The organism is Enterococcus sp. HMSC072F02, assembly GCF_001837725.1.
In the GTDB taxonomy this organism is placed as follows: domain Bacteria; phylum Bacillota; class Bacilli; order Lactobacillales; family Enterococcaceae; genus Enterococcus_B; species Enterococcus_B lactis.
On sequence record NZ_KV833968.1, the window covers coordinates 150,564 to 177,228 of the forward strand.

A 26,665-nucleotide genomic window follows, 5' to 3' on the forward strand; every position below is an offset into this window, starting at 1 on the left:
AATGTGACACGATTTTTGTCACATTCCCTTTTCGCTTCTTTTTGAAAATTGGATGAGATAAAAATATGCCAATTGGCTGTTTTTCTTTTTTGAAAATTTCGTTATACTCTTATTCATGGAGGGAAATGTTATGAAAAGAATCTTGACGATTGGTGGCTCTGATCCATTTGCTGGTGGAGGAATCCAAACAGACTTAAAAACTTTTGAAGATTTTGGTTTATTCGGGCTAAGCGCCTTGACATCTATAGGGGTACTAGATACGAATGGGCGATTTATCTTGGAATCTATTCCTTCAGAATTGCTTGAACGACAGTTGGCTTCAATTGATCAAATGACTTCATTAGATGGAATCAAGATTGGGTTATTAAATTCAAGTGAAGCAATCATGGTTGTTCGAGACTTCATAAAAGCAAAACAAAATATCCCAATCATTTTAGACCCTGTTTTGGCATTCAAAGAAACTGAAACTGTGATCAATCAATGGTATATTTCGCAGCTCATCGAAGAACTTTTTCCACTTGTTACGATGATTACGCCTAATTTGGCAGAAGCTGCTTTACTTTCTGGTCAAGCTCTCCCCTCTTCGTTGATAGAAATGATCCATCTCGCTAAAGAGCTCACTGCTTCAGGAGCAAAGAAAATTGTAATAAAAGGCGGCACAAGGATGGCTGGCGAACAAGCTGTGGATCTTCTCTATTCAGTTGACCATCATGAGGTGTTTTCTCAGAAAAAAGTCGATACCCCGACAGTAAATGGTGCCGGTTGTGCCTTTTCTTCTGCAATAACAGCGAATCTTGTATTAGGAACAGACGTTTCAAAAGCCGTAGCAGAAAGTAAAAAATTTGTTGCCCATTGTATTTCCAATGGTGTGCTGATGAATGATCATACAGGAAGCGTCTGGTCTGGCGGTATCCAAAAAGGAGGAACGATAAATGAAAACTAAACAACTAACAATCTATGCGATGTTGATTGCGTTGACCGTTGCACTTTCATTAACTATTTTGATCCCTGTACCGGCTACGAACGGCTTTGTGACATTATGTGAGGCTGGAATTTATACTGCTTCTTTTCTTTATGGTCCAATGGGTGGATTAGTTGTCGGTGCTTCCAGTGGTCTATTAATCGATTTGATTTCAGGATATCCGCAATGGGCTATTTTTTCATTAGTGATTCACGGATTACAAGGATATGTTGCCGGATCTTTCAGTAAATCTTCTACTCGTATGTGGCTATTTGGTCTTTTTTTAGGAAGCTTAGTTATGATCGTCGGCTATGGTATCGCCGGTTGGATTTTGTATGATTGGCCGGCTGGAGTGGCTTCTATCCCAGGGAATACCTTTCAAAATCTTATCGGTATGGGTCTTGCCTTTCCTATAACTGCAAGTCTTCAACGTATTCAAGCACGGAAGCAATATTAATTGAAAAGAAGGTTTTAGAGAATGAAGTTGTCAGAAAAAGAATTGAAAGTTCAATTGACTGAAATAGTTAATGACGTATTGGCTGAGGCACACTTGAAAAAAGGAGATCTCTTTGTTTTAGGGTGCAGCACAAGTGAAGTCGTCGGTGGACATATTGGAAAAAATTCCAGTGCGGAAGTTGGTCAGTGGATCATCCGTACGTTAAAAGAGCTATTAGATCCTAAAGAAATTGTCTTAGCTGTCCAAGGTTGCGAACATTTGAATCGAGCATTGGTGGTAGAACGAACAGTGGCAGAAGCAAAAAATTTCGAAATCGTCTCTGTTATCCCTGCATTACACGCTGGAGGTGCTTGTTCTGTTGCTGCTTTTGAGCAGTTCAATGACCCTGTCGAAGTGGAGCATGTAATTGGGCAAGCCGGCATCGATATCGGTGACACTTCGATCGGTATGCATATCAAACATGTCCAAGTGCCTGTCAGACCTCGTTTGAAAACCTTGGGACAAGCCCATGTGACAGCCCTTCGCTCTCGTCCTAAATATATCGGTGGTCCTAGAGCAAATTATTAAGATGGGTAAATCAGAAAAACTTCCTCGGAAAGTCCAACTATTGAACTTTAACGAGGAAGTTTTTTAATTGTTTGTTTTATACAGCCGAGCTTCATAAGGGGCTAGTGTTCCTTTTTTTTCAAAGTTTCCGCTAGAATAATTTGATAAGAGCAATGTCCATGACTGATCTGCTTCTTTTGGGAGTTCATAGTCAGCAAATGATTCCGTCAAGTTTACCATAATAAGATACTGTTCATCTTCTAAATCTCTTTCATAGACATATAGTTGTGGATGTTCATGAAGATATTCTTTATAAGAACCGTATATCAGGCCTTTATTGATTTGTCTAATGCGGATCATGTTCTTATAGAATTGCAAGATCGAATCCGGTTCATGTTCTTGTTGTTCTACATTGATCGTTTTGGTATTAGGATTAGTGATCATCCAAGGCTCATGTGTAGAAAAGCCGGCATATTCTTCTGAAGTCCATTGCATGGGTGTTCTGCTATTGTCTCTGGTGGTTTCACGAATGATATCTAATGCTTCTTCTCTTGTCTTACCTTCCGCAAGAAGCCTTTCATAAAGTCTTTTCGAATCCACTGCATCAACTTGGTTGATCGATTCAAAAGGCATATTCGTCATTCCGATTTCTTGTCCTTGATAAATAAATGGCGTTCCTTGCAAAAAGAAATACATCATAGCGATTGCTTTTGCAGACATAGTCCAAAATTCGGGACGGGTATCTCCGAACACAGAAACGGCACGAGGAACGTCATGGTTTTCCATATATAAAGCGTTCCATCCGATACCATCTAGGGAAGTTTGCCAAGCACTTAATGCATGTTTTAACTTAAGGACGTCTAATTGCCCTTCTTTTTCTTGCTGCCAAATATGGATATGATCGAATTCAAAGATCATATCGAAATAACCGTCTTTTCCTACCCATTCCGGCCCTTCTTCTGCAGTGACGCCGCTTGCTTCTCCGACTGTCATGATATCGTACTCTTCGAAAACATGTTTTAAATCAGTCAAATGTTCTTCGATTCCCGAGACATTTTGAAAGGGTGAAAAAGGGTTCTCTGTGGCTTTTACTGAATATTCATCTTTTTTTACATGAGAAATCGCATCTAAGCGAAATCCGTCTATCCCTTTATCTAGCCACCATCGAATCATATTGAATAGTTCTTCTTTCAATTTCTCACTTTCCCAATTTAAGTCTGGTTGTTCTTTTGCAAAGACATGCAGATAATACTGTCCTGTTTCGTGAGAATATTCCCAAGCAGAGCCGCCGAAAATCGATGTCCAATTATTTGGTTCTTTGCCATCTACTCCATCGACCCAAATGTAATAATCTCGATAAGGGCTTTCTTTGGATTTCTTCGATTCTTCAAACCATTGATGCTGATCCGAACTGTGGTTGATGACAAGATCCATAATAACTTTGATTCCTAATTCATGTGCTTCTTTCAGCAATAAATCAAAATCTTCCATCGTGCCGAATCGCTTTTCTATGTCTTGATAGTCACTTACGTCATAACCATTATCGATAAATGGAGATTGATAGATTGGATTGATCCAGATAAATCCGATGCCAAGATCTTTCAAGTATCCAAGTTTTTCGCGGATCCCATTGATATCTCCTTGTCCATCGCCGTTGCTATCTTTGAAACTGGCCGGATAGATTTGATAGCCTACTGCTTCTTTCCACCATTTTTGTTCTTGTATCATATCGTTTCACTCCTTTAACGGTCCCTCTTGATTATAACCGATTCTATTTTAGAAGTATCCTTGTTACCGGTAACTAGAAACGAAAAGCTCAACGAATCTGCTAAGTGCGTTCGTTGGGCTTTATTTTATCATAGATAACGGGCAATCAATTGAATCATTTGCTTGGGAAATTCATTTAGGTCAGTAATATCTACAAAACGGCTTTCACCGTAGATTGACTTGATCTCTTCTTTGTCTTGACCAATGGCTGCGGAAACAAATAATATGCCTTGACGCTCGTATTCTTTCAAAACAGACTGGATGTCCTCTTTTGCTTTTTTGCCAGTATAATCTGGCAACGCCTTTGGCTGACCGTCACTAATATTAAGCAACAGTTTGGCTGTGGCGGATTGTCTGTTTAATTTTTCCGCTGCTAAACGAAGTGCCGCTCCATCACGATTGTTTTGTCTTGGTTTCATAGTGACTAATTTTTCATTTAACCATTGAAACCCGTCTTCAAATTCTTTATAAGAAAACAAAGAAGTCTTTTCTCTTGCTGAACGGTCTGCTGTATCCCCGTAAATCAACAAGGGGATATCGACTTTCTTAGCAAATTCGGCAATGGCGATCGCTGCTTTTTTTGCCGCTTCGATCCGATTATCCCTTATCATTGATCCAGATTCATCGATCCGCACAGCTACCGCTAAGGAAGGTTGCCCATGTGGCGGGTTCTTTTTGTCAAAATTTCTCAAATCACCATATGCTACTCTACTTGCGTTAAACCGCTGTCCTTCATATTTTCCCTTTTGGTACGTCTCTGTTTGTTCATTATCCAGTAATTCTAAAATTTGTCGGCTAAGTGATTCTACTATCGGCATGACTTGCATTTGTAGTTCACGTGCTTCTTGCGTTTTTCCTTGGAAAGCCGGTCGGTGAACGATGAGACCTTCTTTTTCATGAATCGTTTCCTTCATGATTTGCCGCGCTTCTTTATTTAATTGCTTCTTGATTTCCTTATCATGTGTTTCCATGTCAGAAGCAGACATTTCTTGGGAATCCTCTTCTGTTTGTTGTTGTTCCTTCTGATTTTTCCCTTCGATATCGCTCCTGCGTTCTTTTTGCATTTGAGGAGGCATCTCGTTTTTTTCTGTTGTTTTCTCTAGTCTCTCTTCTTCCACATTTGGTTCTTCATCAGACAGTTGTTTCTTTTCATCTAAGCGCAAAGTTTCTTCAGCATCTTCAGTGATGTTTCGTTCGTTTGCTTCTTCGGCGCTGATAATTCTTCCTTTTGCATGCTCAGATTGAGGTTCTATTTGAGGATAGCCCCATTTTTCTTTTCTCAAAATGTCTTGAAGTTCTAATAACAATCCACTCTCAGACAAAGCTTGCTCAAGGATTGCCAATTCATCTGGATCAGTGGATAATTTATACAAAACTTTTGGATAAATCGACTGGAGTAAATTTTGTCCTTGCTTATAGGTATTCGCCCAATAAAAATATGAACGCATTCCTGCTACACCTTTGATGGCATTTGCTTTTGCAGTTTCATCCAATAAACGGATAATCTCTGCCATCTTCATAAGGAGTTCTTGATTTTGAATCATGGTTTTCGCCATCGCACGTTCTGCCATGACTTCTAAGGCAGGAAGATCCATTTTTTCCGCATGCTGCATCCGATCTCTTAAGGATTCATTTAAGGGTCGATTTCCTTGGTAGTTTCGATTTGTGGTAATGACAATAATACAATCTGGATGGCGACGAATGATTCCTGTTGGCAAATTCAACATCCCATTTGGTTCGAGCGCTGAGTTAAGTGACACAATAACAGAAGCATCACGGATGACAGTCGGCTCTTGGATCTCTAATAGATATCCTTTTTCGACCGCTCGAACGATTTCAGAAGGATAATAACTATAATGGATTGCATCTGGATAATCGGCTTCGATTCTTTGAACTAACTCTGCTAATTTTTCTTTGGCAGAAAAAGAATCAATGCCGTAATGGTTCTGGATCAGTGTCAGTACAGCTTCAAGTGTATCTGTTTGGTAAATAGCTTCCAGCAATTCTTGGTCTTGTTCTTTATCGGAATCTACTACAGGTAATAAGGCGCCGAACACATCTGATTTATCCATATCTGCAAAACATGTCACTTTTGTATAGGGAAGTTGCAAATCAGCAGATAGTGCTTTTGCTAACTGTGTCTTACCCGATCCGGCGTCTCCTTCTAAAAGAACGTTACTGATTTTCATTTCAGGATCTTGCCAATTTTCTTTGATTTCGGAGGCGATCCGCCACTCTTCTGCACTTGTCCGATGGCTTTTCGGTTTCTTCCAGATCATTTGCTTTTCTAGCCGTGAAAAGGTCCGGTTTTCTGTTAGTGAGAAATTCTCCATGCTTCTCTTCCCCTTTTGATCATCTCTGTCTATTAATATCCTAACTCATCTAAAAGACGTTTTAAAATACGGAATCGTTCCCCAATCAGTTCTCCGTCTTTTTGTAGTGTATCGTAATACAAAATAATGTCTTCATCGATCTTTGGATTTTTGGTATCTACCTCGACTGTCATCCGGTTTCCCTGCAAACCAATGATGTCCACAACTGGATTTTCTGGATCATAGAATTTTTCATAACGATAAGCATCTTGGAAGTATAAACTTCCTTGTGCAGCTAAGATCGCTAAGTCTAAAATACGTGTAATTGGTAATTCTTCTGATTGTCGAGACCATTTTTCTCCAGTATGTCGCCATACTTTGCCTGATATGTCGACTTTTCCACGGTCATTCCATTGAGCGAGACCTAGAGAAAGACCTTTTGCGTCCGTATTCAATGCATTTCTTCCATCAACTTTATCGTAGTCTTCTACAACGAGCACTGGTTTATGTTTTAAATTTGTAGGTATTTCCATGATTTTAACTCCTCGTCTTTCTATTTTTAGTAAATTAGTAAATCAGTAGTTTACTAATTCACTAAACTATATACGACATTATAAATGACTGAATAGAGAAATGCAAAGAAAAAGAGCCTGTTTGTTAGAAACACATAAAAACATCATCTTGCTCTTCTACACGTACATTTATCACGTGAATAAAGAGCAAGCTGATGTTAGAATATTTTTGGTATGTTTTTTGAATAAAAGGAATTATTGCGCTGAAATGGCGATGCCGATGGCTTTTTCGCCTAAATGTGTACCAATGACTGGTCCAAAATGACCAACTTCGATTTCTGCATTTGGATACTTTTTCTGCAATTTCTCTTTTTCCGCAATCGCTACTTCTAAATTGTTTGCATGTATCACATAAAGTTTGACTGGCGGTTGTATTTCGTTATTTCTTTTGCCAATGATTTCTTCAGCCCGAGCAAATGCTTTTTTACTTGAACGGATTTTTTCGAATAAAACAATTTTTCCTTCAGAAAATGTCAGGATCGGTTTGATTTTCAATAGGCTACCAATCAGTGCAGCGCCATTGGTCAATCGCCCTCCCCGTACTAAATTGTTCAAATCATCTACAATTAGATAAGCGTAAGTATTATCTCGAATTCGATCGACATGCGCAAGTATCTCATCAAGGGGCTGACCTTCATCATTTAAGTCTAAGGCAGCTTCTACCATATGTCCCATCGGCATACTAGTGATCTTAGAGTCATAAGGAATGACCGTTACTCCACTGATATCGTCTTTCATCGCAAATAAGGTGTTGACGAAACCAGAAATACCTGAAGAAAGATGGATACTTAAAATCGTGTCATAGCCTTTCTCTTTCAATTCCTCATATAAAGCCAAAACTTCCCCTACGACAGGTTGTGAAGTAGTAGGAAAATCTTTACTGTTTTTTAAAAGTCCATAATATTCATCCGCTTCGATATCGATTCCTTCGTTATAAATTTTCCCATCCATAATCAAAGGGATTGGAATCACGAATAAGTCGGGATGGTTCTTGATACGTTCCGGCAGATACGCCGAACTATCTGTAACTACTGCAAGTTTCATGTGTTTAATTTCCTCGTTTCAAAGAATTTTTCCAGACCTCATAACTATATCATAAGTAAGATTAGATATGAAACTAAAATTGGAAAATAGAAAAACGACAAGCGTAATCATACGAGTTGCCGTTTTTCTAGTGACAGCAAAAAGACGACTAGTTAGCCTATTCTTTGCTTCCGCTACGATGTTTAACATTTTTCAACATTCGGAACCCATTTTTTCCGAATTGAGAAAATAAAAATACTAAACCCCCAATACTTCCTAAAGCAACACAATAAACCATTGCATAACTTTTTGATTCCATTGGCAATCGCTGATTCAGCAAAAAGAAAATGATGAAACATACCGCAAGCATAATCAAGGTAGATCGGAAAGTTTTTAAGAAAAAACTGCTGATTTTTGCTAAAGGTGCTATTCGGTATTCTTTGCACATAAAGTGATACCCACGAATAAAGACGATACCGAATGCCAAGCCATTTGATAAGCTCATCCCGTATCCGCCAACTAGACCTAGTCCGATTACTTGGAAGATGACTTTCAGGATAATTGCTTCTACAGTTAGTCGAATCGCAAAACGATGGTGGTTCAGAGATTGAAGCATCGTTGATAGGATCGTGAATAATGAGAAAAACAAAGAAGCTAACAAAGCCATTTGGAAATAACCAACACTTTCAGGATCATAACCAAAAAACAATGTGTATAACGGTCCAGCTAATAAAGACATCCCGGTCAATGAAGGAAGAAGGATCAATAACGCAATCGAAAAACTGTCTCCTACTGTCTTTTCGATTTGTAAACGATCTTTTTTCTTCATTGTGCTTAGTATTGGCAAACTACTTATAGCAACTGTTCCTACCATGGAAATCAGGATCAATGTCAGTTTGTTTGGATTAACAGAAGCACGACTGAATAAGAATTCCAGTTGCTGATCTGCAATCTCTGGACGGAAAAAGTGAAGCAGTGGTTTCATCGTTACTTGGTCGATCATTTGAACGATAGTAATGACGGAGCCGACAAAAATGAACGGTAGTGTTTCCCGAATGATAGAGACAGAGGCAGATCGGTTCTCTCTTTCGAAGTAACGACTGGAAATCAAAAAGTCTTTAAGTTCAAAGAAGTCTTTTCTGCGTCCGACGATATACATATGGATAATCGCAGCTAACCCACCGAAGAAAGAAGCAACTGTACTGATCAATACAGCTTCTAATATGGTTCCGTCAGTCAATACGCGCAAGTAATAAGTACCAGCCAAGATAACGATCACTCGTACAGCTTGTTCAATAATCAAAGAAGTTCCATAAGGTCGTAAATCGTTTTTCCCTTGGAAGTATCCTCTCATTGCACTCAAAATCGGGATAGCAACCAAAGATGGGCATAAACTTCGGATAGCTAATATCCCGTTGTTAACGTTAGCGATTGGACTGATTCCGGCTAATAAAGGAGCAAATAAATACATCAACGCAGCAGAGGCGATACCGATGACGAACATGATATTGATCGTACTTCGAAAAATCAGCCGACAAGCAGCGTTATCTCCTTCTTTTGTTGCTACAGCTACTTTTTTTGCAATCGCATTTGGAAATCCGACTGTACCAAGCATCAGGAACAATCCATATGGAAGATAGCCAACATTGTATAATGTCGTAGCAAGCATACCATCTTGATTGTTCCCCATCATACTTAGCCAGGGAATCAAATAGACTACCCCTAAAACTTTACATAGAAGATTAGCAAAGGTTAGCCAAAATGTTCCTTGCATCAATTTTTTATTCATCTAATTTCCCTCAACTATTCTTTCATAAAATAAACATCTTCCCTATTATAGCAAAAAAACATAGAAGGACAAATCCCTCTTTAATTCTTAAAACAAAAAAGAGCTTGCATCATAAGTCAACACTAATCTTTTTATCCGAACAAATGAACTTGCATCCACAATTGGCTGATGCAAATGCAGTTTGGATAGATCAGTTTGAACAACTTATGTCGCAATCTCTGTTTTTTAGGGAATAAAACAGTTTAAAGCATGGACAGTAAAAAGACAGACGCAAGTCCTGTCAAAACTGACAACGCCATCGAACGTGTTTTGTAAGCCACACCTGCTACTAGAATCATTGCAGCTATTTTGATATTCCAAGCAATATCCAGATGTTCATGAGTAATGAAGACATCTTTGAAAGCTAACGCCGCAAACAATGCTACTGGTACATACTTCATCCAGTCACTAAACCAAGATGGCACTTTTCGATGAGTAAAATAAAGCGTCGGGAACAAGCGCGGGATATACGCAACGATGAACAGACAAGCAACTAAAAACAGCAAATATAGTTTAGTCATGATGGTTGGCCTCCTGTTCTGGGAAGTTGAAGAGCGGTTCATTGACATCTTTGCCGCGATCCCTTAGTTTCTTGGCTTTTTCTTTTTTAAATGCCTTCTCCAGCATGAATCCGGCAAATGAAGCAATAACAGTAGCTGCAATCAAGCCGAATGTGTTTTGGAATAATACCATGAAGATCACCCCTAATACACCTGAAAACAAACCTGTAAAGATCAGTAGTGCGTTTTTCATTTGCATGACAAACATAAAAATGAACATAGCAGTCAAAGCAAAATGGACAAGGTCAGCATCTACTCGAATCACCGAGCCAAAAAAATTACCGATCATGTTGCTACCGGCCCATGCAGCCATTGAGAACCAATTGACATATAAAGCCTTTCTTTTGTTCCAAGAGGGGTCAGTTGAGAACTTTAAGTAGTTCACCGCATAGTTTTCATCATTCAGTGATTGAGAAAAGACAGCTAAAAACGTCCGCTTTTCTTTTTTCATAAAACCGGCAAGACTTGCTCCTAATAATGTATAGCGTAATTCTAAAAAGAAAACCATCAATAATGTCGTTGCAAATGATGCTTGCGTCGTAAGCATAGATGCAACTAAAAACTGCGCGCCGCCGGAAAAGACCAGAATCGATAACAGCCCTGATAAGAGAGGATCAAATCCAACTTTTTGCAACAATACTCCACAAGCTAATCCCACTGGTATATAGCTTATACAAAGCGGCATCACTGCATGCAAAGCTTGAAGCCATGGCGCACTCTTCTTTTTGTTCATTAAAATATCTCCTTTAATTACAACAAATAAACAGCGGACTCATTGTAACATAAATTCGCTAAATTGTAGCCGTTTTATTTAAAAACAAGATTATATTTTTCTCATTTTTGCTTCAATTCATGAACATACGTTTTATTTGTGAGAATAATTTGGGTCATATTTATCTGTTTCAATGTATATATACATCTTCTTGTCAGGAAGAGACTGGCGCATATTTTTTTCAATATCATTGATGATCGAATACGTTTCATTTTCTTTGTTTCCAACAATATCTGCTTTTGCAGCGACTAAAATTTCCGTTGGACTTAAATGAACGGTTTTGATATCAATTAGCCGACTGATCTCAGGTCGTTCAAAGGCTAACTTGATTTTTGATAAATCGCTTGCTGTCACACTTTCACCAATGATCAGACTATAAAATTCTTTTGCTAGGAAAATCGCAGCTCCCATCAGTAAGAAACCAATCATTAATCCGCTGATAGCATCAAATGCAGCGACCCCGGTTGTATAAGTCAAGATTGTTCCCGCTAAAGCCAAGACCAAACCGATTACAGCACACAAGTCTTCCGTAAATATAATCAGTATTTCACTATGTCGACTTTCGCGCAAAAAGCGCATCGTGGAAAGATTTTCAGTATTCAATTCTTTGATTTCCTTCATTGCGACACGCAAAGAACTTCCTTCGATTACCAAACCAAATAACAAAATGGCAATGACAATGATTGGATTACCAACTTCATGGGATGGATGCGTCAATTTTTCAAAAGCTTCCATCACCCCTAGTGCTCCCCCACCGAAGAAAAGCATCATTGCGACGATCGTACTAAAAAAGTATTTTGCTCGACCTTCACCAAATTGATGCAAGTCGCTCTGACCTTTATTAGCTTGTTTATCGCCAAATAGCAGCAAAATCTGATTACTACAATCAACGATACTATGGATGCTTTCATTCAGCATGGCGGCACTGCCACTGATTGCATAGCCGACAAATTTGCTGATAGCAACTAGAATATTAGCCACTAGAGCAGCAATTACGGAAAACATTCCGCTTTTTTTAAAATTTTCCATATTCTTTTCCTTCTTTCATCAAGTGAACTGACTAAAGAGCAGCAATATCCGCCCTTTAACAGTTTTTATGAAACTTATAATTTAGATAAATTGAAAATGACCGATTGTCCATTGTTCAATTCGATCTCTTTTGCCCCAGTAGTAGCACTTTTCCCATCCACAGTAAACATCCAATAGGTTTGATTCTTTTCATCCTGAGAATGCCCTTCAAGCGAAGTGATGAAGCCATCATTTTCCTCGACTTCAAAATTTTGTTTCAAAATAGTCAGTAAAGTTTCTCCTTTTTTGAAAGTCACTTCTTTTTTCAAAAAGTTTTGACCATTTTCTTGTAACGTGATCGTTGCTTTTTGCGATGTTTTTACTTCCTCCTTTTGGTTTGAAGTCGATGGTGTTTTGGTTGTACTACAACTTGTCAACATGAGTACACTGACACTCATTGCAAGCAGACTATAAATTATTTTTTTCATTTTTTCCTCCTGAATGATTGTAAAAACGTTTGACGACTGGCAGAAAAATAAGGAAGAACACAACATTACCTATACTGTGCATCAGATCAAACGACACCCCTTGAAGGTAATAGACCCAAGGTTGAGGTAAATGATAGAGCAGCGTATCGAAAACAGTCATCCCTATTCCATAAACTATACCTGCTAGAAAAAAGCAGGTTCCTTTTAACCAGAGACTCCTTTGAATTGTTCTTCTCGAGTAGAAAATTGAAAACAACGCCAGAACGACGGTATAGCTGAGCCACTGACCGATGACCCATGGACCCACACCAAAATAAAAACTGCTGATTGCGATAGAAAGACTCATGACAATTAGCGCATCTTTCAAGCTTAAGTAAAGTACTATAAATAAAAAAATAGCAGTCATTGGCTGGAAATTCGGAATAAATTGAAAAGCGATCCTACCTGCTACACAAGCAGCAGACAATAAGCTAAGCTGGGCGATTTTATTTGTGGTCATTCTTGATGTAACTCCTCCTTCACCAGCAGATGATTCACGTTCATTCAGTACATACAGAAAAGACTTGTGACAATTATTCTGGATAACTGCCGCAAGTCCTTTGGAACAGAATTATCTGAATGACCTCTGGTAATCCAACTTATCCAATCAGGACTTTCTCACCATTAACGGAACCAAGAATTCGTAATTGATAAAGAAATCAATGACGGATCGTGGGTAATCTCCAGATGAGATCGACAAGACCGTTTGATCTTTTTCGTTTGTTGCTATCGTTAAAGACTGTCCTTTATCTAATCGTACTTGATAAGTAGTTTCGTTGATCTTTTCCATATCATAGGAGGGATTTTTCATCGCCACGATAAAAATATCATCCAATACTTCATTCGTCAATTCAAATTCGCTCTGAAGGTTCAAACGAAGTGGCTTCGTATTGTCTAGTAGTGTCTGATTAACTGTAAAACCAAGCATTCTAGCATGGGCTAATAATTGATTCAATTTGTGATTGAAGATCGTAATCTGTCCTGCTGAGAATACTCGATCAACTGACCAGTATCGGATCAAAGAAAGCACTCGATCATCCTGGACATCGATTTCCATCGTCTCTGGTGATACATTTAGAAGACTCATCGATTCCACTTGGTATCGTTGATCGATGGTCGGTAATACAAAGGAAAAGACTAATTCGTTTTGTCCATTCAACGTATAATTGATAGAGAAATGTCTTGTTTTCCATGTGTCATAAGCTGAATTTGATCGTTCCAGACCAATATCATTCAACGGTTTCAGTAATTCATATGTGAAGTATTCGATCAGACTTGTTTTTCCAATCGTTGAGATCGGTTCTTCATTCAATATAAAGCGGTCATATGATTCTAATAATTCGGGAAAATCTGATTCAATCAAATATTTTCTCATACGTAAATCCGCTAATTCTGCTTCCGCTGTTTCAATCAAACTGACGATATCTTGATAATCTTGCTCTTTTCCTTCTAAATATCCGGGATTTTCAGATACTTCATAAGCATGGGTGTTTTCTGAAGTATCCGTATTTGTCGGAGTTACTTTTTCTTTTTCATGGATTTTTGTTTCTTCTGGCATAAGGACTTCTTCTGTGTCATCCAGTGGCTTACTGGTTTGTTCCTCTAATGAAGTGTTCGTTTCTTCATGATCTTCTGTCTGTGATTCATTTTTTGTCCATTCTGCTTCATCGTGTTCATTCATACTCGGAACCTCCTTCATTAGATTGATTATTAGGATTTTCATTACCAAGATAATTCATCAAGAATTCATGGATTGCTTGACCAAACCCCTCTTTGCTACCGAAATAGCGACTGATTTGCCGTTGCTCTTTTTCTACGATGGCTGCGCGAAGTTGGTCCGCTCTTGCTTCTTGTTTCAATGCTTCTTTTTGCTGTTGGATTGTTTCAGGTGTCTCGATATAAGGAAGCCAGCCTAATTTTTCATTAGATAGCACTTGCTTCTTCTTCTCTAATTCTTGAATTTCTTCCTCGATTTTCTTACGATTCAAGAATCCTTTATTATCGTCCAAATCAGTCATCTGCCGATTGATTTCTTTTATCTGTTCGTTTAGACGTTCGATCTCTGTCTGAGCTGTGATCACCTTTGCGTCTAGCTCATTGATTTTTTTGTCATAGTCCGTTGTCTCCGGTTGGGAATATTTCTCCCACTCTTCATCGATCTTAGGCAAAACAAAAATTTCTGGCAAACTTGCATCGATACCAATTGTAGGGCGATCATGGTAATAAGTGCCGATTTTGTAATAGCTCATCGTTGGTGAGATGCTTTCTACTTGTTCCATAAAAGGAAATTCTTGCAAAAAACGATCATGGATCTTACGCATCAGCAATTGGTCAATCTCGTGATTTTCATTTGAGCTTCGTTTTAATTCTTCGTTCAATCTGCCGTTGTACAAACGGTAGATCTCAGGAATATCTTCTTCGCGGACAGCTTTTTCAAAAGCTTGTAAATCTTCTAATAATTGGGAAAGATTCATGCTTGCTTTTTCTTTGATATCATAAAAAGAAGACGATTCTTTTGCTGTATCCTGATTCGTGCTCGTCTCCTCTAGTTCGCCTTGCTCGTAATTTGTGTTTGTATCTGGCTCTTTCATACTACTTGCCTCCTCTTACTCATCTGATTTTCACTTATTAATACTTCAATAGTACCATTTTCTGTAAAAAATTGTTATAAAAAAGAGCGGGCAATGCTCCATAAAACAGGCTGCACCAAAATTTGGCGCAGCCTTTTTTTCGATCAACTAGTCTTTGATATCTGATTCATCTGATAGGACAGAATCGAATACAATGACTTTTATCATATTCTTTTATTTACTAGGCAGATCTCTTGTTGTGAAATGAATGCGCTGATGGTCATCACGAGTTAGTTGCGTTTCTTCGTTTAAATAAGTAAACGTCAATTGTTCTAATTCGGGATCTTCAAGCATTTTTTCATAACCGGTAAAAATCGAACGGATATAGTGTTTATATGCGTTTTTCTTTTTCTGTCTTTTTTTCATGTAGCACCTTCCTTATCAAAAACTATCATACCAATGAATAACTATCTAGACAAGTTGGTTTAAATCATTTTCTTTGTTTTTTTGAGGAATTTTACTCTTCCAGTTGACGAATCCAAAAAAAAATGAAAAAATGCTTTAGTACTTAAGGAGGGAACCCAGTGAAAAAAATTGGTTTTGATTCAGAGAAATATATTGAAGAGCAGTCCGCGTATATTTTGGAACGAGTGAACCACTATGATAAATTATATTTGGAATTTGGTGGAAAGCTAGTGGATGACAAACATGCAAAACGTGTACTTCCAGGATTTGAAGAAGATGCGAAAATCAAATTGCTACAAAAATTAAAAGATCAGGCTGAAATACTGATTTGCGTCTATGCCGGAGACATTGAACGTAATAAGATCCGCGGTGATTATGGGATTACTTATGATATGGATATCTTGCGACTGATTGATGAATTACGCGGTTATGGATTATTGATCAACAGTGTCGTTATCACTCGCTATAGCGGCCAGCCTGCCACGAAAGTCTTTATCAATAAACTAGAAAGACGAAATATCAAAGTCTATAAACATTCAGAAATCGAAGACTATCCAGTCAACGTAGAAAAAATCGTTTCAGAAGATGGGTTTGGGAAAAACGAATACATTGAAACAGCTAAACCAATCGTTGTAGTGACAGCTCCTGGACCAGGAAGCGGAAAACTCGCTACTTGTTTGAACCAACTGTATCATGAAAGCCAAAAAGGACATGCAGCTGGTTACTCCAAGTTCGAAACTTTTCCAGTATGGAACGTTCCGTTGAAACATCCATTGAACATTGCCTATGAAGCAGCCACAGTCGATTTGAAGGATGTCAATATGATCGATTCCTTCCACTTTGACGCCTACAATAAAGTAGCTGTAAATTATAATCGAGATGTTGAAACCTTCCCTGTAATCAAACGTATTATTGAAAAAATTACTGGTAAAGAATCTGTTTATCAATCTCCTACTGACATGGGTGTGAATCGTGTAGGATTTGGTATCGTGGATGATGCGGTTGTCCAAGAAGCTTCTAAACAAGAAATCATCCGCCGCTATTTCCAAACAGAGTGTGACTTCAAAAAAGGATTGATTGACGAAGAAGCAGTTAATCGAATCAAACTGATTATGGAAGAAGTCGGATTACGCCCTGAAGACCGAAACGTTGTCGTTCCTGCCCATGATTATGCAGATAAAATTCAAGCACAAAGTCCTACAAAAGATCCTTCTGCTGTGATTGCCATCGAATTACCAGATGAAATCATTATTACTGGACGTACAAGCTCATTGATGGATGCGTCAGCGGCAGTCATCTTAAATGCAGTAAAACATTTAGCGCATATTGCAGATGACATTCCTTTATTATCACCATTAGTTCTTGAAACAATACAAGGATTGAAGTCAAAGACACTTCATTCCTCTTTGGATGCACTAAGCATCAATGAGGTTTTGATCGCTTTATCAATCAGTGCAGTAACGAATCCAATCGCTCAAGTTGCTTATGATAAACTAGCTGAACTTGAGGGAGCACAAGCCCACTCCACTGTGATGGTCAATAAAAATGATGAACAAACATTGAAAAAACTAGGAATCGATATTACTTGCGCACCTGTTTACCCTTCAGAAAATCTATACTACCAATAGAAAAAACTCACTTATAAAGGTTGAAAACGAAACTATTAGCATTAGCTTAAACAATAGTTTCGTTTTTTTATAGCCATTACTAAGTGGATACACTTCTTGTCCCTTCTTGAGGGATATTCAGTTTGAAAGAAAAAACAAGAATAGGATAAATTTTATTTCTCATACTTTCACTTACTTTCCCTCTCTATTTGAAATACGAAAAAACAATGGAACATCAGTTTTTTTAGCGTCTTTTATCTGTTTTTTTAATTTATTTTGGTTGCTTTGTATTCTAATGGGAAATGAATGCGTTTTACTCTAAAAAAGTAATGAAAATTTCACTAAAGATTAGTATTTTATTTACAAAACAGGTAAAATAAAACGGAATTTGGAATAGGAGTGATTATTTGAGTTATTTATTAGGTATTATTGGTTTATTTGTCACATTAGGTCTTGCTTTTTTGATCAGCAGCAACAAAAAAGCAATCAAATTGAAACCACTAATTGTGATGTTCGTTTTACAGCTTGTTCTTGGTTTCGTATTATTACGTACAACTTTTGGTACAGCGGTTGTTTCTGTATTGGCAAAAATGTTTGATCATCTTCTTGCTTTTGCTGGGCAGGGTGTTGACTTTGTTTTTGCCGGTGTAGCAAATAAAGGAAGTGCACCTTTCTTTCTTTCCGTATTGATGCCAATCGTATTTATTTCTGCTATTATCGGGATTTTACGTTACATCAAAATTCTTCCATTGTTTATGAAAGCCGTTGGTCTTGGGTTAAGTAAAATCAACGGAATGGGCAAATTAGAATCCTACAATGGAGTAGCTTCTGCTATTTTAGGGCAATCGGAAGTATTTATTTCCATAAAGAAGGAATTACCTTTCTTATCTGAGAAACGTTTATTCACCATGAGTGTCTCGGCTATGTCTACAGTGTCTATGTCAATCGTCGGATCTTATATGGCACTAATCGATTCTAAATATGTGATCACTGCCCTTGTTTTGAATTTATTTGGCGGATATATTCTGGCTTCGATTGTGAATCCCTATGTATTAGAAGAAAAAGAAGACGAACTAATTATTGAAGAAAACAAAGAACAGACCTTTTTCCAAATGTTGGGAGAATACATTCTTGATGGTTTCCATGTGGCAATCACGGTTGCTGCTATGCTTATCGGATTCGTTGCCTTGATTGCCATGATCAATGCTATCTTTCACGGGATATTCGGTATTACTTTCCAAGAGATCTTAGGTTATATCTTTGCCCCCCTTGCCTTCATCAGTGGAATCCCATGGAAAGAAGCAGTGGATGCTGGTAGTATCATGGCGACTAAATTGGTTACAAATGAATTTGTTGCTATGACAGAATTAGCTAACGGTCATTTCCATTTTACTGAACGCACAACAGCGATCATATCTGTTTTCCTTGTTTCATTTGCCAACTTCTCTTCTATCGGGATCATTTCTGGCGCGATGAAGGGATTAAATGAAGAAAAAGGAAATCTTGTCGCAAAACACGGATTGAAAATTTTGCTAACAGCGACTTTAGTCAGCTTTTTAAGTGCTATTGTGACTGGATTACTGGTATAATAAACAAAAAAAGCGACGTTGCTTTCAAAAGCTTTGGAAATATTTCCAAAGCTTTTTCAGTTGCTCAAATATCAAAGGAGAAATGATGATGAATTATTGCTATGTGTTTATCGGACCTTCTGGTTCTGGGAAAACTTCACTCGCAGAAGCTGTTTTTCAGCCCGAACAAAAGATCATTACTTACACGAATCGATCACCAAGACCTGGAGAAAAAGATCAAGAGGATTATTATTTTGTATCTGACGATGCATTCAATCAGATGATCAAGCGAGACGAGTTTGCAGAGTGGGATCAATATGCTCAACATAAATATGGTTCCAGCAAAGCAGAGATTACCAAAAAACTGAAGGAAGGAAATTGTTATGCCGTTTTGACGGCAAATGGTTTTTGGCATTTATACGAGTATTTTGGCACGGTAGTCCGTCCGATCTTTATTACGATTTCTAAAGAAACATTACAATCGCGCCTGAAAAAGCGTGGAGATTCACCCGAACAGATTTTGGCCAGAATGGCAGTTTATGCGAAAGACTTAGCTCAACTGGAACGGTTGACAGCTATTCCCACACTTTTAGTCGTATCAAACGATGGAGCGTTCCAAGAAGCAGTAGATAAAATAAAAAAAGGATTATTGATAGAAACAGATTAGCTAAATAGCCATAAGATAAGCTGAGAGGCCGCGACAAAAATGGTGTCACGACCTCTCGATGAACGGTGTTTCAGAAGTAGCTTCTTCGAAAATTATTTCTTGAAGCTCACCACTACTGTCCCAATCTCTTAGCAATCAGCTAGTTGTTTTTTCATATTATTAAGTCTTCATCCTTGTGAAGATGCTTTTATACTCACTTGATTATTTTTTGATACGCTTTTCTTTCACCATGTTCAAAAGGGAATTCAATCATTCCTTGATAAGTGAATCCAGCAGAATAGATGGTCTTTTCCATCGGTTCATTAGCTGGATAAGTATCGATACGGACATCTTGAATATCTTTGCTGGCTGCAATCGTCAACAAATGTTCTAAGAACGGTTTTGCTAGTTTTTTTCCTCGAGTACTTTCTGCTAAAGCAACACGATGAATCGATAAATAAGGACCAGTTGATTCTTTCCAACTACCATCTATTTTTGTGTAAACGGGATCCACGCCTGAGACTAATGCAGCTGTTCCAACAATTTGATCTTCGACTATTAATACATAACTTTCTTTTCTTTCAATATCGTTCAAAATCGTTTCTTTTGTTGGTTTCTGCCCGTTCTGCCATTGGGGAGAGCCTTGCGAAGCAATAAATTCCGCTGCAGCATCAATAATTTTTACCACTTCTTCTACTTCTTCTTTTCTTGCTAGCCGAATATACACATCCAGTTACCTCTTTTCTGTTTCTTTTTCATTTATATTCTCTAATTTTTGAATCACTTCATACAGTTCAGGAACTTTTGAATAACTTCTAAGCCAATTTTTTGGATGATCCAGTAGTTGACTGATAAGTTCCAAATGATGCATTAGGGACCATTTTTTCAATACTCCGAGTCCTGGAAATTTTTGTTGCTGGTAGAGAGCCAGTAATTCAATCATTCCTGATGTGATTAAGAGCTGATGATGGTGACGCATGATCCATTTTTTCATTTTATCTCCTGCTTCAAGAAACTTCAATGCTTGATCTTTAGCGGAATCATTACTGTCAGAGACAAAATGCTTTACGCGGATATTACCGTAAGCATCGATATACGTTAGATGGATAGCAAGCGCTCGGCTAGGAAACCCTTTATCGAAATAACGGCTGCCTTCGATCGTGAAATCAGAAAATCCACTATATCCGTCTTCGTGGAAAAAAAGATAGTCATCACTAAAAAAATCGTCTGCTTTATCTGTATAACTTTCAACATGCTTTCTCGTTCGAAAAGAGTCACGGATCACAATTTTATTTTCGGGCAGCCAGATGCGAAAGCGACTAGCATCTGGTATCAAGAATTTCGAATCGACTCCTGCCAGCTGTTTCCACACCTCTGCGTCTTTTGGATAGTGTTGTCCATCGAATACAAGAAATGTTGGAGGTGAATCCAGTACGTCGTTAAGATTTTCTGGCGTTAAAATCTGTGCAGAGACGACAGAGCTATGTTCCTTGACTGTCCAACTGTGCACATGCTGATCGAATAATTTGAATTGTCCTACTTGGGGATTTTGGATTACAGCGATTGGATGGTGCTTTTTTTGAAATAATTCGATCACGTTTTTAAGCGTAGCGGAATCACGTACTGGTTCGATTACCGGTTGGATTTTATTGGAGAGCAATCCTCGCGACAATGCTTCTTTTAATGCTAATAGGTCAAATTGTTTTCCTCTTAAATAAGGATAGTACATATTTTTCACTCCAATGGCTCTGTGGGCAACCGCCGGATCTGCTGTTGTTGCCTTAAGTATTCATAATCATGTTGAAGCGCAGCAACTTCTTCTTGCAACTCATTGATTGCCTGACTAGCTATTTCTTCTAAAAATCGTTCATAGTATCGTTCGTTAGAAAAGGGATCTTGGTTTTCTGAACGTCTTTTCAATTCTTTGTACAATTGATCTGTTGGAAAATATTTTACGCCTCGCTCCATTTGCTTTGCTTTTCTTACTTCTCTGAATAAAGAAGCCATAAAACGGTTTGTCAAAGCTTCTTCCGGTACAGCAAGCTCCTTCTTTGCTGCTTTTTTCGCAATCATAAATGTACCAGATGCAGGCATTTCCTCTTCGATCGTGTACGGGCGATATACTAGTACACCTATTCCTGTAGGGATCTCTGTTTTCACTTCTTCATATAGTTTACTTGGCAAAACAAAATAATTATAATGCCCGACAAATGACAGTTTGGCTGTAGAACGAAAATCTGCTTTTGTCACTTTCAGCTCATAGCATCGCCATTCTCGGCTGCCATCAAATTTTGTCAAGCAGCTAAGCGTATCTACAATTCCTTGGTCATCAGGCATCGTGACTTCTTCTACGACTAAGCCGCCCTGCTCGATGCAATATTGGTATATTGAGGATTCTATTTCGATGGTTAGCGGGGTCTTCATGTTTTTACCTCCGAACATATTTTCGTCTTACATTTTACATGAAATGATTTTAAAATACTAGACAGAATACACAAGAAACAAAAATAGAAATGATGCTTGTCACGTTAGCACCATTTCTATTTTTCAGATTGACTGATGGACGGAACGTTTTTCTAAATACTGTTGCACTTTTTCGATCCCGATACAAATGATCCAATAAATCAGTGCAACTAAAATATAGAGAGAAAAATAGTCGAATGTCCGACCACCTATGATCTTTGCTTTTTGAAATATTTCTGGCACTGTGATCGTTGCCGCTAATGAGGTACCTTTCACTAAATCCATAGCTACGTTACTGAGTGCCGGTACCGAGATTCGAAAGGCTTGCGGTAAAACGATATATTTCAATACCCCAAAGAAAGAAAAACCAGAAGCTAAACCAGCGTCCCACTGACCTGAAGAAACGCCTGCTAGTGATCCTCGATAGATTTCACCAATAAATGCACTGCTGGTAATCGTGAAGCAGATGACTGAAGCCGTTAAGGCACTTAATTGATAAGGTAACCCGAAATATAACAAGAACAGCAAGACTAGTGCGGGAATACCTCTAAAGAACGATAAATAAAAACGAATAAATACATTCAGAGGTAGCCAATCCAAAAGACCTAGAACTGTCAAAAGCAACCCTACCAAGTTTCCTAAAACAAAAGACACGAAGCCGATCCCTAATGTGTATACCAAGCCTTGCAGTACGAAAGGAAGTGAAGTCCACATGAGGGAAAAATCAATGAGAGGAAAGTACATCAATCACTCACCGACTCAGTCATCGTTTCTTTCGGTTTGACTGAAACATCAGTTTGAAAATATTTTTCAGATATTTTCTTTGTCGTCCCATCTTCTTTCATCTCTTTTAATACGCCATCGATTTTCTTTTTCAAAGCATCATTTCCTTCTTTCAATAAAAAACCACTTTCGTTTTCATTGAAATAAACGTTCTCCAAGATTTTTACGGGGATATCTGGTAAAGCAGATACGGCCATTTTCTGCAAATAATAATCATTTAGAATAACGTCTGTTCGACCGTTTGCTACATCGCTTAAATATTGATCATTCGTGGCGTTATCGTAAGTAACTAATTTAGCTCCGTGTTTTTCCGCTAAACGCATATAGCTAGTATTGGGTTCGCCAGCTGCTTTTTTTCCTTTAAGATCATCAAGTGAGTGGATTCCTGAATCATCTTTTTTTCGTACGATCATACTGTCAAATGAATATTTGAAAGGCTCTGAAAGGGAGAATTTTTTTTCTCTTTCTTTTGTGATACCAAAATCGTTCGCAGCAAAATCTGATTCTCCTTTTGAAACAGAAGTGATTTGTCCATCCACATTGTATTCTTTAAAGGAGATTTTGACATTTAAACGTTTGGCTACCTCTTTCGCCAAGTCTACGTCATAACCAACTAATTCATTTTGATCATTATAATAAGAAGCGGGAAATAGTGTGCCAGAAGTTGCTACTACCAATTCTTTCTTTTTTTCCACATTACTCCAGCTGTGATCTTCTTGGTTAGCGGCAGCTGTACCGCAAGCGCTTAAAATAAAAAAGACGCTAGTTATTAGAGCAAACAATCTTTTTTTCTTCATTTTTTCTTCTCCTTGTTTCTGCTATTTCCATGGATTTGGTAAATGGAACTGGTGACTTGCTTCAAATAGATAGCCGATTTGAAGCAGCAAATCTTCTCTTCCTCTGGCGGACATAAATTGAATCCCGAGAGGCATGTTTTCTTTTGTCAAATGAGTAGGCAAGCTGATTGCTGGTTGTCCAGTCAGATTAGCCAATTGTGTATAAGGTGTGATCTTCAAGCTTTCCTCAAACATAGAAGAAACAACTTCTAAAGCTTGTACTTCAGAACAATCATGGATGTGTTCCATCTGTGCTCTTATCGTATCACTTTGCAAATCTTCGCTGATTTTAGGGGCAGTAAATGCAGTCGTTGGTGAAAGGAATAAATCATATTCTTGATGCAAGTGTTCCATGACAATTGCTGCTTCATCCCATACATGCAGAGAATCAATGTAAGTAGCGGCAGAAAGTTTCTGACCATATTGGAACAAAGTCCAAGAGATCGGCTCAAGTTCTTCTTTTCTGACAGTTCGCTGGATGCCTGCTTCAATCGAGTGGATCATTGCTGCTGTCTCTGCGCCATTCATCTGATAATAAGACCTAATCAGTTTACGACCATCTAGTGGGTAAGGAATCTCCGTCAAATCATGTCCTTCTTTTTCAAGGAAATCTACAGCTTTTTTTACAGCAAGTACTGCCTCTTCACTAATCTGTGAGTGGATCGGTGAATCAACACAAAAAGCTATCTTCAAATGTTTTTTTCTTGGATGTGTTTGCCACTCAACTGGCGATACTTGATATGGCGCACCGGAATGGATGCTTCTCATCCCATAAAATAAAGCCTCCGTGTCTCTCATAGAAACCGTCAAACCGAAATCAATAGCAGCTCCTTGCCATCCTCGCCAAGCATATGGACCAACTGGCATCGTCCCTCGCGAAGGTTTCAGCCCAATCAATCCGCAAAACGAAGCGGGTATTCTAATAGAACCACCACCGTCACTAGCGCCAGCTAAAGGAACGATTCCCGCTGAAACTGCAGCAGCAGCGCCTCCACTTGATCCGCCAGGTGTACATTCAAGGTTCCAGGGGTTTCTTGCTGGGCCATAGATGACGGGGTCTGTAATATTTTTGAAACCAAACTCTGGCGCATTGGTTTGTCCAAAAGGAACTAGCCCTATCGCTTCTGCTTGCTGTACATAATTGGATGTATGAGAAGCTCGATGTGTTTCAAATAAACGAGATCCTGAAGTAGCTAGCCACCCCTTTTTTTCTTGACCGAGCATTTTTAAAGGGAATGGAATACCTGCCAATGGTCCTTTTTCTGACTGGGGAATCAATCGTTCAGTGGAACTATTCTCGAATGGTTCAAGTGCAACAAACGCATTCAATTCATGATTTTGTTTTTTTATTTTTTTCTGTACATCCTCAGCTAATTCTTGAAAACTAAATTCTTTTTCTTTAAGTCCTTTCGCTAATTCTGTTGCATCTTTCATAGTATCCTCCTTTTTGCCCCTGTTATTTTCCCACAAGTTCGTCTAACATACAATGAGTACGCTTGCACATGAATGAACAGACGAGTGTTTTTTATAAAAAAAGACGAAGATCAATCATGACCTTAGTCTTTTTGCTATGAAATGTTGCGTAATTTGCCTTTAAATTCGTCAATTGACGTATATCCTTTTTCTGACATAATCTGCGTTAATTCTTTTATGATTCTAGAAAAAATTTCCGGCCCTTCTTTATGAAGCTCGGTACCAATCTGTAACATGCCTGCGCCACATAGCAGATGTTCAAATGCATCTTGTCCTGTCCGAATCCCACCTGTACCAATGATTTGGATTTCTGGTTTCAAACGCGTATAAAAAGCGCGGACATTTGCTAAAGCAGTCGGCTTGATATACTCTCCCCCAATGCCGCCGAACCCTTCTTTTGGTTTGATGACCACTGCTTCTTTGTCTGTATCGATATACAACCCGTTACCCACACTGTTGATAGCATTGACATATGTCAACGGGAACTGATTCAAGATATCTGCCATCTGATCAAAATGAGCAAAATCAAAATAAGGAGGCAATTTGATCCCTAACGGCTTAGAAAAGATGCTGAATACTTCTTTCAATGTTTCATAAGTGGCCTCAAAATCGTAAGCTAGTTGTGGTTTACCAGGCACATTTGGACAAGATAAATTTAGTTCAGTAATCCCCTTGAATCCACTTTTTTCTATTTCCCCAAGCATTTCCAAGTTTTCTTGGACACTCATCCCGGCGATCGAAAAAAATAATGGTTGATTTGGTTTTTTCTGCGCTTTTTCATACGCAAGAGCATACTCTAGATAATAAGAAAAGCCTAAGTTTGGAAGCCCCATAGAATTGATACTGCCTAAAGGAACATCAAAATAACGTGGTTCGGGATTTCCTTTTCGTTCATTGATTGTACAGCTCTTAGTGATAAATGCTCCTGCTTCTGAATGAGCCAGCTCGTCTAATTCCTGGGTAGTCATGCAGTGTACACCAGATGCATTCATAAAAGGGTTAGCAAAGGTATGATTGGCAAAGGTCGTTTCTAAACTCAAGTAAATCGCTCCTTCAAACAAGTTATTTTATCTAGTGTATCATGACTAAAAGAAAAATCAACTCTTGTTTTTCAACGTATTTCTTAATCACCCTGTTCGGTTGATAGCACTTCCCCTGTTTCACTATTAATCTTGACTGATGTACTTTGATTACCATTTTTTACTTTGACTTCCCAATAAGTAGTACCTAGATCTTTATCCAGATCCCAATCTGTTGCTGTACCGCTTCCTACTTTATCGACAGCAATCTTTGCTGCTTCCTCAATTGTAATTAATTTATCAACAGCTAGACCATCTTCTTTTTTCTTTTGACCATTTTGATCCTCTCGATCTAGCGTTTCTGGATTCTCTGTTTCCATTTTTTCATTCTGAGCATCAATTCTTGCTTCATATTCTTTTTGATCATCGACACCTTCTATCTTGTAGAAGTAAGATCCCCAATCACTATCTAGTTCCAAACTAGTAATAGCAGTATCTGGATACTTATCTTTAAACAATTCAATCGCACGAGCTGCAGACACTTTGATAGCTGACTGGCCCATTGCCTCGCTCGAATTCTTTGTTTGGCTAGACGAAGATGTACTTGCGTTTGTTGAGGATTCCGATACCTGAGAAGAGCGTTGTTCACTACTTGAAGATGTATTCCCAGATGTTCCTTGATTGGTGTTTGATTGACAAGCAGCTAAAAACAAAGCCGCAAATAAACTAGTATAAATAACAGTTTTCTTCATTGATTTTATCTCCTTTATTATAAAATAGTATTCTATACAAGTATAACGAAGAAAAAATTTTCTGTCATGTTTAAAAATTAAAGAACAACGTTATTATTATGAAAATAAAAAAGAAGCTAAGCTTTAGAGACAACCCTAGAAGTTAGACTA

Annotated in this window: 27 protein-coding genes; 6 read left to right on the forward strand and 21 right to left on the reverse strand. The window is 38.3% G+C overall.

The features are described 5' to 3' along the window. The first annotated feature begins 130 nt into the window (after positions 1-130). From HMPREF2731_RS10990 to HMPREF2731_RS11000, 3 genes are read left to right on the forward strand one after another with little or no spacing between them, the layout of a single operon-like run. A complete protein-coding gene (locus tag HMPREF2731_RS10990) occupies positions 131-943 on the forward strand; it encodes a hydroxymethylpyrimidine/phosphomethylpyrimidine kinase (protein ID WP_002306723.1) in 813 nt (270 codons plus the stop codon). Beyond that, the gene (locus HMPREF2731_RS10995) at positions 933-1,418 is read left to right on the forward strand and encodes an ECF transporter S component (protein WP_002306721.1); all 486 of its coding nucleotides are present in this window, start codon (positions 933-935) and stop codon (positions 1,416-1,418) included. The genes HMPREF2731_RS10990 and HMPREF2731_RS10995 overlap by 11 nt, the downstream gene beginning before the upstream one ends. A 21-nt stretch (positions 1,419-1,439) precedes the next feature. Next, complete coding sequence (locus HMPREF2731_RS11000; protein ID WP_070872965.1) at positions 1,440-1,985, forward strand: TIGR01440 family protein; 546 nt, start codon at positions 1,440-1,442, stop codon at positions 1,983-1,985. Positions 1,986-2,048: 63 nt separating this feature from the next. Here the strand turns inward: HMPREF2731_RS11000 and HMPREF2731_RS11005 are convergent, their stop codons facing one another. The 13 genes from HMPREF2731_RS11005 to HMPREF2731_RS11070 form a co-directional block, all read right to left on the reverse strand. Further along, positions 2,049-3,692: a glycoside hydrolase family 13 protein gene (locus tag HMPREF2731_RS11005; RefSeq protein WP_070872967.1), complete on the reverse strand. Its 1,644-nt coding sequence runs from the start codon at positions 3,690-3,692 to the stop codon at positions 2,049-2,051. A 128-nt stretch (positions 3,693-3,820) separates the two neighbouring features. After that, positions 3,821-6,064 (reverse strand): AAA family ATPase, encoded by a 2,244-nt coding sequence (locus HMPREF2731_RS11010; protein WP_070872969.1) that lies wholly within the window; start codon positions 6,062-6,064, stop codon positions 3,821-3,823. A gap of 32 nt (positions 6,065-6,096) precedes the next feature. Beyond that, a complete protein-coding gene (locus HMPREF2731_RS11015) occupies positions 6,097-6,576 on the reverse strand; it encodes a DUF6530 family protein (protein WP_002290778.1) in 480 nt (159 codons plus the stop codon). 234 nt (positions 6,577-6,810) lie between these two features. After that, a complete protein-coding gene (locus tag HMPREF2731_RS11020; RefSeq protein ID WP_002290771.1) occupies positions 6,811-7,659 on the reverse strand; it encodes a DegV family protein in 849 nt (282 codons plus the stop codon). Positions 7,660-7,816: 157 nt separating this feature from the next. Then, positions 7,817-9,427 carry a polysaccharide biosynthesis protein gene (locus tag HMPREF2731_RS11025; protein WP_070872971.1) on the reverse strand — a complete coding sequence of 537 codons (1,611 nt, stop codon included), beginning with the start codon at positions 9,425-9,427 and terminating at the stop codon, positions 7,817-7,819. A 242-nt stretch (positions 9,428-9,669) separates the two neighbouring features. Beyond that, positions 9,670-9,987, reverse strand: a complete 318-nt coding sequence (locus tag HMPREF2731_RS11035) for an AzlD domain-containing protein (protein ID WP_070872972.1) — start codon at positions 9,985-9,987, stop codon at positions 9,670-9,672. After that, the gene (locus HMPREF2731_RS11040; RefSeq protein ID WP_002306712.1) at positions 9,980-10,759 is read right to left on the reverse strand and encodes an AzlC family ABC transporter permease; all 780 of its coding nucleotides are present in this window, start codon (positions 10,757-10,759) and stop codon (positions 9,980-9,982) included. The genes HMPREF2731_RS11035 and HMPREF2731_RS11040 overlap by 8 nt, the downstream gene beginning before the upstream one ends. Before the next feature lie 132 nt (positions 10,760-10,891). Beyond that, positions 10,892-11,827, reverse strand: a complete 936-nt coding sequence (locus HMPREF2731_RS11045; protein ID WP_070872974.1) for a cation diffusion facilitator family transporter — start codon at positions 11,825-11,827, stop codon at positions 10,892-10,894. Positions 11,828-11,901: 74 nt separating this feature from the next. Further along, positions 11,902-12,294 (reverse strand): DUF4430 domain-containing protein, encoded by a 393-nt coding sequence (locus tag HMPREF2731_RS11050; RefSeq protein ID WP_002316261.1) that lies wholly within the window; start codon positions 12,292-12,294, stop codon positions 11,902-11,904. Continuing rightward, positions 12,275-12,793, reverse strand: coding sequence for a membrane protein (locus HMPREF2731_RS11055; RefSeq protein ID WP_002309234.1), 519 nt, complete (start codon positions 12,791-12,793; stop codon positions 12,275-12,277). Before HMPREF2731_RS11055 ends, HMPREF2731_RS11050 begins: the two co-directional genes overlap by 20 nt. A gap of 147 nt (positions 12,794-12,940) precedes the next feature. Beyond that, positions 12,941-14,014, reverse strand: a complete 1,074-nt coding sequence (locus HMPREF2731_RS11060) for a hypothetical protein (protein ID WP_002319942.1) — start codon at positions 14,012-14,014, stop codon at positions 12,941-12,943. Next, on the reverse strand, positions 14,007-14,924 hold the full coding sequence (locus tag HMPREF2731_RS11065) for a coiled-coil domain-containing protein (RefSeq protein WP_002306703.1): 918 nt from the start codon (positions 14,922-14,924) through the stop codon (positions 14,007-14,009). Before HMPREF2731_RS11065 ends, HMPREF2731_RS11060 begins: the two co-directional genes overlap by 8 nt. 213 nt (positions 14,925-15,137) lie before the next feature. Next, positions 15,138-15,329, reverse strand: coding sequence for a hypothetical protein (locus HMPREF2731_RS11070; protein WP_002290760.1), 192 nt, complete (start codon positions 15,327-15,329; stop codon positions 15,138-15,140). A 158-nt stretch (positions 15,330-15,487) separates the two neighbouring features. Here HMPREF2731_RS11070 and HMPREF2731_RS11075 point away from each other — a divergent pair, with 158 nt between their 5' ends. The 3 genes from HMPREF2731_RS11075 (at position 15,488) to HMPREF2731_RS11085 (ending at position 19,210) form a co-directional block, all read left to right on the forward strand. Next, positions 15,488-16,996 (forward strand): DUF1846 domain-containing protein, encoded by a 1,509-nt coding sequence (locus HMPREF2731_RS11075; protein ID WP_002309230.1) that lies wholly within the window; start codon positions 15,488-15,490, stop codon positions 16,994-16,996. A gap of 386 nt (positions 16,997-17,382) precedes the next feature. Further along, positions 17,383-18,564: a NupC/NupG family nucleoside CNT transporter gene (locus HMPREF2731_RS11080; RefSeq protein ID WP_002314996.1), complete on the forward strand. Its 1,182-nt coding sequence runs from the start codon at positions 17,383-17,385 to the stop codon at positions 18,562-18,564. 88 nt (positions 18,565-18,652) lie between these two features. Continuing rightward, a complete protein-coding gene (locus HMPREF2731_RS11085; RefSeq protein ID WP_025478124.1) occupies positions 18,653-19,210 on the forward strand; it encodes a guanylate kinase in 558 nt (185 codons plus the stop codon). A gap of 193 nt (positions 19,211-19,403) precedes the next feature. Here the strand turns inward: HMPREF2731_RS11085 and HMPREF2731_RS11090 are convergent, their stop codons facing one another. The 8 genes from HMPREF2731_RS11090 to HMPREF2731_RS11125 all read right to left on the reverse strand — a co-directional run bounded on the left by HMPREF2731_RS11090 (position 19,404) and on the right by HMPREF2731_RS11125 (position 26,515). Then, positions 19,404-19,916, reverse strand: a complete 513-nt coding sequence (locus HMPREF2731_RS11090) for a GNAT family N-acetyltransferase (protein WP_002345112.1) — start codon at positions 19,914-19,916, stop codon at positions 19,404-19,406. A gap of 6 nt (positions 19,917-19,922) precedes the next feature. Further along, positions 19,923-20,918 (reverse strand): sce7725 family protein, encoded by a 996-nt coding sequence (locus HMPREF2731_RS11095; RefSeq protein ID WP_002306695.1) that lies wholly within the window; start codon positions 20,916-20,918, stop codon positions 19,923-19,925. Positions 20,919-20,923: 5 nt separating this feature from the next. After that, complete coding sequence (locus HMPREF2731_RS11100) at positions 20,924-21,613, reverse strand: hypothetical protein (RefSeq protein ID WP_070872975.1); 690 nt, start codon at positions 21,611-21,613, stop codon at positions 20,924-20,926. A gap of 123 nt (positions 21,614-21,736) precedes the next feature. Further along, positions 21,737-22,396: an amino acid ABC transporter permease gene (locus HMPREF2731_RS11105; RefSeq protein ID WP_002306693.1), complete on the reverse strand. Its 660-nt coding sequence runs from the start codon at positions 22,394-22,396 to the stop codon at positions 21,737-21,739. Then, positions 22,396-23,232: a transporter substrate-binding domain-containing protein gene (locus HMPREF2731_RS11110; RefSeq protein ID WP_002306692.1), complete on the reverse strand. Its 837-nt coding sequence runs from the start codon at positions 23,230-23,232 to the stop codon at positions 22,396-22,398. Before HMPREF2731_RS11110 ends, HMPREF2731_RS11105 begins: the two co-directional genes overlap by 1 nt. Positions 23,233-23,253: 21 nt before the next feature. Further along, positions 23,254-24,705: an amidase gene (locus HMPREF2731_RS11115; RefSeq protein ID WP_002314992.1), complete on the reverse strand. Its 1,452-nt coding sequence runs from the start codon at positions 24,703-24,705 to the stop codon at positions 23,254-23,256. 134 nt (positions 24,706-24,839) lie between these two features. Beyond that, a complete protein-coding gene (locus tag HMPREF2731_RS11120; protein WP_070872977.1) occupies positions 24,840-25,784 on the reverse strand; it encodes a dihydroorotate oxidase in 945 nt (314 codons plus the stop codon). 83 nt (positions 25,785-25,867) lie between these two features. Further along, the gene (locus HMPREF2731_RS11125; RefSeq protein WP_025477248.1) at positions 25,868-26,515 is read right to left on the reverse strand and encodes a PepSY domain-containing protein; all 648 of its coding nucleotides are present in this window, start codon (positions 26,513-26,515) and stop codon (positions 25,868-25,870) included. Positions 26,516-26,665 lie beyond the last annotated feature (150 nt).